General features: G+C 43.2%; 5 protein-coding genes. 2 read left to right on the top strand and 3 right to left on the bottom strand.

The window, feature by feature from the left end; translation table 11 throughout:
• Window positions 1-217 precede the first annotated feature (217 nt).
• From EI164_RS13250 to EI164_RS13240, 3 genes are all read right to left on the bottom strand, one after another.
• Window positions 218-1,045, bottom strand: coding sequence for a DUF72 domain-containing protein (locus tag EI164_RS13250; protein WP_192520417.1), 828 nt, complete (start codon window positions 1,043-1,045; stop codon window positions 218-220).
• 74 nt (window positions 1,046-1,119) lie between these two features.
• Window positions 1,120-1,620 (bottom strand): diacylglycerol kinase, encoded by a 501-nt coding sequence (locus EI164_RS13245; RefSeq protein WP_225739295.1) that lies wholly within the window; start codon window positions 1,618-1,620, stop codon window positions 1,120-1,122.
• A 52-nt stretch (window positions 1,621-1,672) separates the two neighbouring features.
• The gene (locus tag EI164_RS13240; protein WP_192520416.1) at window positions 1,673-2,800 is read right to left on the bottom strand and encodes a polyprenyl synthetase family protein; all 1,128 of its coding nucleotides are present in this window, start codon (window positions 2,798-2,800) and stop codon (window positions 1,673-1,675) included.
• A gap of 931 nt (window positions 2,801-3,731) precedes the next feature.
• Between EI164_RS13240 and fadB the strand changes: the two genes are divergently transcribed.
• The gene (gene fadB, locus EI164_RS13235) at window positions 3,732-5,891 is read left to right on the top strand and encodes a fatty acid oxidation complex subunit alpha FadB (protein WP_192520415.1); all 2,160 of its coding nucleotides are present in this window, start codon (window positions 3,732-3,734) and stop codon (window positions 5,889-5,891) included.
• Window positions 5,892-6,034: 143 nt separating this feature from the next.
• On the top strand, window positions 6,035-7,207 hold the full coding sequence (gene fadA / locus EI164_RS13230) for an acetyl-CoA C-acyltransferase FadA (protein ID WP_192520414.1): 1,173 nt from the start codon (window positions 6,035-6,037) through the stop codon (window positions 7,205-7,207).
• Window positions 7,208-7,659: the final 452 nt, after the last annotated feature.

The raw sequence follows: 7,659 nt of genomic DNA, 5'->3' as shown, positions 1-7,659 counted from the left end.
CTTTTACATCAATTATGGCTACGTCTGATGCCAGCATACTTTTTAGAACACCACCAGATATTTTAAATATCTTTTAGGAAAGTGGTAAAGGATACCAGTTTCATCAGCCCAAGCAGATTCATCATTTTCAGTTATTATTGCGTACACTCTATTTCCTTATATTTTAAATTCAGGATTTTTATGGCCTTTATATAAGTAGCTTAATTTTTAATTATATCTATGACAACACCTCAAACCCAAACTGACTCAACGCTTCTCGCAGCATCGCAATATTATAATAAGCATGCGCTTTGGTGGTGTTTTGAAAAAATATATAGAGCGTATCAAAATGCTGACGCTGATTGGCAATCGCTTGCGCCCAGTCCTGCATCTCCGCCTCACTATAACGATAATCATGGCGGTCTGCTGCGCTCATGGCATCCCACCAGCCTGTATTATTACCATGCATACGCAGATAGCCAGTACGCTCGGTAAATATCAATCGTGACGGTGGTAATCCGCTAACCTTGGGATAATCAACGCTACACCAAATCAGACCTTGCTGTATGAAGCTGTCGACCACTTGTGGCGTGTGCCAAGCGTTATGACGGAATTCGATTGCTAATGGATAATCTTGAAACCAACTGACCAGATTGGCCAGATACAGACGATGCTCACGGGTACGGTCAAAGCCATGTGGAAACTGGAGTAATAATGGCGCTAAAGCATTTGCTTCGATAAGTGGAGATAAGGCGTTTAGAAATGCCTGTGCGTGATCGCTTGTTCCTTTACGCGCATGAGTAAAATCTTGATGCAGTTTGACGGCGAATTTCAACTCGCTATCGACCTGTACATAAGCTTTATCGAGCATACCTGCAAAGGCTTTTTGTCCAATAGGTGCGTAAAAGCTGCTGTTGATCTCGACCGCCCCGTATTGCTTGGCATACTCACGTAAAAAATCGGTTTTTTTGGTGCCAGTGGGGTACAGCGTACCGAGCAAATCGGTATCGCTATAGCCACCAGTGCCAAGATAAATCGTAGGCGTCAAGTTCGATGAAGAGGTCATTGGTCAAAACTCTATGTGATACGTGGGCAGCTGCAGACACACCTTGGTTTCTTTATCATACTGGGTGTTTTCTATCATACTGAGTATAAAGACCATAGCGCCATCACCCACAATATAAACAATAGCGTCAATGCCAAAAACTGCGCCGCAGAACCAACATCTTTACCTATCTTGGCCAGTGGATGTTGTTTCGTTGATGTGTGATCGATACTCGCCTCGATGCCTGTATTAAACAGCTCAACGATGATGGACAAAAACGAAGCCATTAGCAGTATCATTTTCATAGTGATACTCAAAGGGATAAAGGCAAGCGCGATAAGTAAAAATAAATTCAGCCAAAATGCTTGTCGAAACGCGGCTTCGTTTTTGTAGGCCGCCATAAAACCATCGGCCGAGTAGCCTGCTGCTTTCACAATACGCCCGAAGCCTGCTTTGCCTTTTGCATTTTCGGCGAAGTTTTCGGCAGTTTCTATTCCCTTATCTGGCGTATGAGCAGCATGATCATGATGATTGTGCTGCTGTGGGTGCGAGGGAGCGTTAAGGTTTTTATCAGCGTTAGGCATTTTGTCGCTCATGTAGACTCTGCATCATGGTTGTAAAGTAGCAAGTAGTCTAACACGCACAACCTTACTTTTGTCTATTCCATAGCCACTCAATCAATGCTAAAAGTGCATTATTATTTTTGTGGTTACTAAGTTGAGAGTTGCCAAGCTGAGAGTAACTAGGCTCAAAGTTGCGCAACTCTTGATTGTTTAGCTTATCTCTACTGAGCTCACGATTACTTAGTTCGCGAATAATGGCTGCGCGACCATCATTAAACAGTGACTGCGCATAGTCGGTTGCCTTATCAACGCCCATAAATTTCACATAGGTAGATTTGTCCAGTTTTTCATCGCTGCCAGCAGGTTTACCCAGCGCATCCGTGCTGGTGGTCACATCTAAAATATCATCCTGTACTTGAAACGCCAGACCGATGTGTTGAGCACATTCTTGTAATGCCATGCGCTGAGGAGCCGTCGCACCAGCACAGACACCGCCCATGAGCATGGCCGCTTCGATCAACGCGCCTGTCTTGTCACGGTGGATGGCTTCTAGGTCAGTTTGTGTGATGCTGTTACTGGCTTCGGCATTGAGATCCAGCATTTGACCTGCGACCATACGTCTGGCACGCGGTGCAAATATCGCGAGCAGCTGGCTTGCGATATCGGCATCGAATGGCGCAAAGGTAGGTAGCTCTGCGGTCAATACTTCAAAGGCGAGCGTTTGCAGCACATCACCTGCGAGTAGTGCCGTCGCTTCATCAAAGACAATATGAGCAGTCGGCTGACCACGGCGCAGTTCATCATCATCCATACAGGGCAAATCATCATGTACCAACGAATAAGTATGTAGCAGCTCTACCGCTAGTGCTGCACGGCGCGCCATATCATAATCTGAATCGTTTTCTAAAAGAGAGTCTAACCTGTCACTTTGCGTCAGGTCTTTTTGCTCAATACTTTCACTTTTAAAAACGTTGTCATTATTCGCTGTGACACTAGAAAAGGCACTGGCGACCAATAACGGGCGTACCAATTTACCTTTACCCGTCATCACATAACGGCAGGCATCGATCAGCGGATGTGGCAGCTCAGCATAAACAAATAACACTTCAATATCTTGTGCTAATTGTTCGCGTACAGTGCCATGAAATTGTTCGTTGTTTTCAAACGATATAAAGCGCAAAGGGGTAGGGCTTGGCGTAGAAGAAACAGTCATAATCCAACCATTTATTAGGTGAATAATTAAAATATCGTTAGTGTAGCATGATCGATTATCTTGCTTGTGTGGCACGGCTGTTCAATCACGTATTTTTTACGCTTTAATATCAAAAAACGCACGACATAATCTGATAAGTCATCGTTACGTATAGGCGACTTAACTCAGTGGCGGAATATGTTTTTATAATGAAGTAGTCAAAAACAAGTTCAACTGATTGAAATATTTATCAAATAAATACTTAAAAAGTATGTCTAAAATATAATTTCAGTATACAGATAGTCACTTAGCGCGCATTATTGGTTAGGTAAAGAGCAATTATAGATTTAAGCGTGACTTGCGAGTATGGTATTAGCTTGTGACAGTCAGGGGCATAATCCCCTACACTAATTGACGTAGAAATGGTCTGATGATTAGAGCATTGAGTTTAGTCGCTATTGTATAGCGGAATCTGAGCGAATATCTCATACAAGATTAAACCTCAATCGGCATTTTAGTATCAGATATAGTTGAGTTCAAATAATTTCGATACAAGGAAACCGAGTGCAAGCTATACATTAGTATGGTCAGCGAGGGTGACGATGTAGCGGATTTATATGGATTTGACTATACCAGTATCTTGAATGACATTGTATAAATAAAGCGCCGTATTCATTAGTGCTAAAAAAATAATGTGCACATAGCAATGAGTACCTAACGAGAAGCGCGAGAAAATAAAGACATATTCACGGGTTAATTTGCCAAGTTGTTTGTCATGAAAAGGTTGTTTTCAGTTGTCATGATGGGTGTGCAGATCAATCGGTGCTATTACTTACCTTACTAACAATAACCGGCTATTTTTTACAGTTTAAAAAGTAGCTTTATAAATTATAAACTTTATCAGTCATAAATTTTATTACATCGTTTTTATTACAATAGAAAGGAGTTCCACATGGTATACCAAGGAAATCGCATCACGGTGACAATGCTAGAGGATGGCATCGCCAACATGCAGTACAACGCTGAAAATGAGAGCGTAAACAAATTTGATGCCGAAACCAACAAACAGTTCGGTGAAGCGGTCAGTGCGCTAGAAAAAGCGGACGACGTAAAAGGTCTTATCGTCACTTCAGGCAAAGGTGTGTTTATCGCTGGTGCTGACATCACAGAATTTGTAGGTTCTTTCAAAAAATCAGAAAGTGAAATCAAAGATTGGGTTGTTCATGTCAATGACGCGTTCAATCGTTTTGAAGACTTACCCTTTCCAAAAGTTGCGGCCATCAATGGTGCTGCAATGGGCGGTGGTTGTGAGATGACCTTGGTTTGTGAATACCGTGTCATGAGCGAAAAAGCCATCATTGGTCTACCAGAAACCCAATTAGGCATCTTCCCAGGTTTTGGTGGGACGGTTCGTAGTACGCGTATCATTGGTATTGATAACGCGCTTGAGCTTATCGCGACTGGTACACCAAAGAAAGCATTGGCTGCCTTGAAGTTAGGCCTAGTTGATGCAACTGTGCCTGCTGACGACTTGCAAGATGCCGCGATTGACTTGGTCAAAAAATGTATCTCAGGTGAGCTTGATTGGAAAGCGAAACGTGAAGAAAAATTGGTGCCTGTTAAGCTAAATCAGCTTGAGCAAGCCATGGCATTTAACAGTGCTAAAGGTATGATCTTTGCCAAAGCAAATCCTAAGCAATACCCAGCACCAGCGCTAGCGATTGCAGCCATCGAAAAGCATGTTAATTTGCCACGTGATAAAGCGATCGAAGTAGAAGCGGCTGGCTTTGCAAAAGCGGCTAAAACACCACAAGCAGAGAGCTTGGTGGGTCTATTCTTAAGCGATCAGCTAGTCAAAAAATTAGCGAAGAAACACAGCAAAATAGCACATGAAATCAATGAAGCGGCCGTACTAGGCGCTGGTATCATGGGTGGCGGTATTGCCTATCAGGCAGCCAGTAAAGGCTTGCCAATCATCATGAAAGATATCAAGTCTGAGCAATTAGACCTTGGTATGGGCGAAGCCAGCAAGCTACTTGGCAAAATGGTCGATCGCGGCAAGATGACCCCAGCAAAAATGGGCGAAACCTTAAGCCGTATCCGTCCTACTTTGAATTATGGTGACTTTAGCGATACTGACATCGTTATCGAAGCAGTCGTAGAAAATCCAAACGTCAAGCGTGCGGTACTAAAAGAGGTAGAAGGCTTGGTTAAGGATGATTGTATCCTAGCATCAAATACCTCGACCATCTCTATCACTTATCTGGCTGAAGCACTTGAGCGTCCAGAAAACTTCGTTGGCATGCATTTCTTTAACCCAGTACACCGTATGCCGCTAGTAGAAGTTATCCGCGGTGAAAAGTCATCTGAAGAAGCGATTGCAACCACGGTTGCGCTAGCATCAAAAATGGGCAAAGTGCCAGTAGTGGTCAATGACTGCCCAGGTTTCCTAGTAAACCGTGTGCTATTCCCATACTTTGGTGCCTTTGACCTGCTACTCAAACAAGGCGCTGATTTTGCTCATGTGGATAAAGTTATGGAAAAATTCGGCTGGCCAATGGGCCCTGCGTATCTAATCGACGTCGTTGGTTTAGACACAGGTGTCCATGGCGCAGAAGTGATGGCAGAAGGTTTCCCTGATCGCATGAAGCCTGATTATAAAGGTGCTATTCAGCATCTATATGACAATGAGCGTCTAGGTCAGAAAAACGGTATTGGTTTCTACAAATATGAAACTGATAAGCGCGGTAAGCCAAAGAAAGTGGCGGATGAGGCGACTTATGAGCTGCTAAAAGCGACTACAGACAGCGAAAAGCAAGAGTTTGATGATCAAGCCATCATCGATCGTACTATGATTGCCTTCTGCAACGAAACGGTTCGTTGCCTAGAAGACAACATCGTGAGTACGCCATCTGAAGCGGACATGGCGATGATTATGGGCGTTGGTTTCCCACCATTCCGCGGTGGTCCTTGTCGTTATATTGACCAGTTGGGTCTAGATAATTACTTGGCATTGTGTGACAAGTACGCGTACCTTGGCAAAGCTTATGAAGCCCCGCAAAAGATTCGCGACATGGCAGCAGCAGGCGAGACTTTTTACGCAACAGCGTAATAGGCAGTCATTACTAGGATAAAGTGCCGTACACAGGCTCGATCAGATTGTTAGAAATTTATGTATTATTAATAATTTGACAGTCAAATATGATGAGTGCTGTGATACGGCCACTGACAATAAAAATTGAAAAGGAATATGGTATGACAATTTTAAGTCCAAAAGACGTGGTCATCGTAGATGGCGTACGCTCAGCGATGGGTAGAACCAAAAACGGTATGTTCCGCCATGTACGTGCTGATAGCATGTCTGCTGAGTTGGTGCGTGCACTGGTAGAGCGCAACGACTTTGATCCACGTGATGTAGAAGACATCATCTGGGGCTGTGTAAACCAGACACTAGAGCAAGGTCTAAACATCGGTCGTAACATCGGTCTGCTAGCTGATATTCCAAAAACTACTGGTGGCCAAACGGTCAACCGTTTATGTGGTTCTTCTATGCAGGCGCTACATACTGCTGCTGCCCAAATTATGACCAACCAAGGTGATATTTTTATCATCGGTGGTGTTGAGCACATGGGTCACGTCGGTATGATGCATGGTGTTGATCTAAATCCAGCAGCATCTAAGCATTATGCAAAAGCCTCAAACATGATGGGCTTGACCGCTGAAATGCTTGGTCGTATGAATAACATCACTCGCGAAGAACAAGACGTTTTTGGTCTTGAGTCACATCGCCGCGCATGGGCTGCGACCACTGAAGGTCGTTTTGATAATGAAATCATCGGTATCGAAGGTCATGATGCTGCGGGTCGTCTGCAATTATGTACGGTCGATGAAGTGATTCGTCCGGATGCAACGATGGAACAAATGCAAAAACTACGTCCAGCCTTTGATCCAAAAGGCGGCACAGTAACAGCGGCCACCTCATCTGCATTGTCTGACGGTGCGTCAGCGATGCTAGTCATGAGCGCACAAAAAGCCAAAGATCTAGGTCTAAAACCACGTGCTCGGATCCGTAGTATGGCAGTGGCTGGTTGCGATGCGGCTATCATGGGCTATGGTCCTGTACCTGCCACCAATAAAGCATTGAAGCGTGCTGGCATGAGCATTGACGATATGCAAACCATCGAGCTAAACGAAGCCTTTGCAGCGCAAGGTTTGTCAGTACTTAAAGCATTGAACTTGACCGACAAGCAAGACATCGTCAACATCAATGGTGGTGCGATTGCCTTGGGTCATCCACTAGGATGTTCAGGCGCTCGTATCACTGTGACGTTATTAAACGCGATGGAGCAGTCAGATACTGAAATCGGTCTAGCGACGATGTGTATCGGTCTTGGCCAAGGCATTGCCACTGTTATTGAGCGTGTTTAAGCCTCAAGAATTTTAAATAAACTGATAACTGTTGATTAAATTACACTAATATTTTGTAAAATGAGCGCTTCTCACTTAATGTCGGAGGCGCTTTTTTGTGCCCACAATAAAATAGTATAAGTCATTACGCTAAACCTAAGCATATGGTTATTAGTTGAGTCAGAAAGGTCATAAAAATTAGAGTTTGGTCTATTGTCTTACATCTCTTTGCTATTTTTGTAGGATATCCAATAAATTGCTTTTTAACTGATATTCATAATAGGTGTTAGTAAGGTTATTGAATATAACCAAATAAAAATTGAGATAATATAGCTAAATACTATAAAAACCCACTTATGAATTTTCGATTTTAAAACTATATGTAAAATCAACTTAGTAATAATAAACGCAAAAGTACTATAGTCAATCCTACTTAAAAATGTTATAAAATAATTAACAAATTCAATTGTTAT

Source organism: Psychrobacter sp. FME13, from assembly GCF_014861395.1.
Classification (GTDB): Bacteria; Pseudomonadota; Gammaproteobacteria; order Pseudomonadales; family Moraxellaceae; genus Psychrobacter.
The sequence above is the reverse complement of the archived record's forward strand: the minus strand, read 5'-3'. Positions and strand labels throughout refer to the sequence as shown.

Excerpts from the sequence above, each read along its gene's own strand:
- EI164_RS13250 (WP_192520417.1), bottom strand. The coding sequence starts at position 1,045 with ATGACCTCTTCATCGAACTTGACGCCTACGATTTATCTTGGCACTGGT.
- EI164_RS13245 (WP_225739295.1), bottom strand. The coding sequence starts at position 1,620 with ATGAGCGACAAAATGCCTAACGCTGATAAAAACCTTAACGCTCCCTCG.
- EI164_RS13240 (WP_192520416.1), bottom strand. The coding sequence starts at position 2,800 with ATGACTGTTTCTTCTACGCCAAGCCCTACCCCTTTGCGCTTTATATCG.
- fadB (WP_192520415.1), top strand. The coding sequence starts at position 3,732 with ATGGTATACCAAGGAAATCGCATCACGGTGACAATGCTAGAGGATGGC.
- fadA (WP_192520414.1), top strand. The coding sequence starts at position 6,035 with ATGACAATTTTAAGTCCAAAAGACGTGGTCATCGTAGATGGCGTACGC.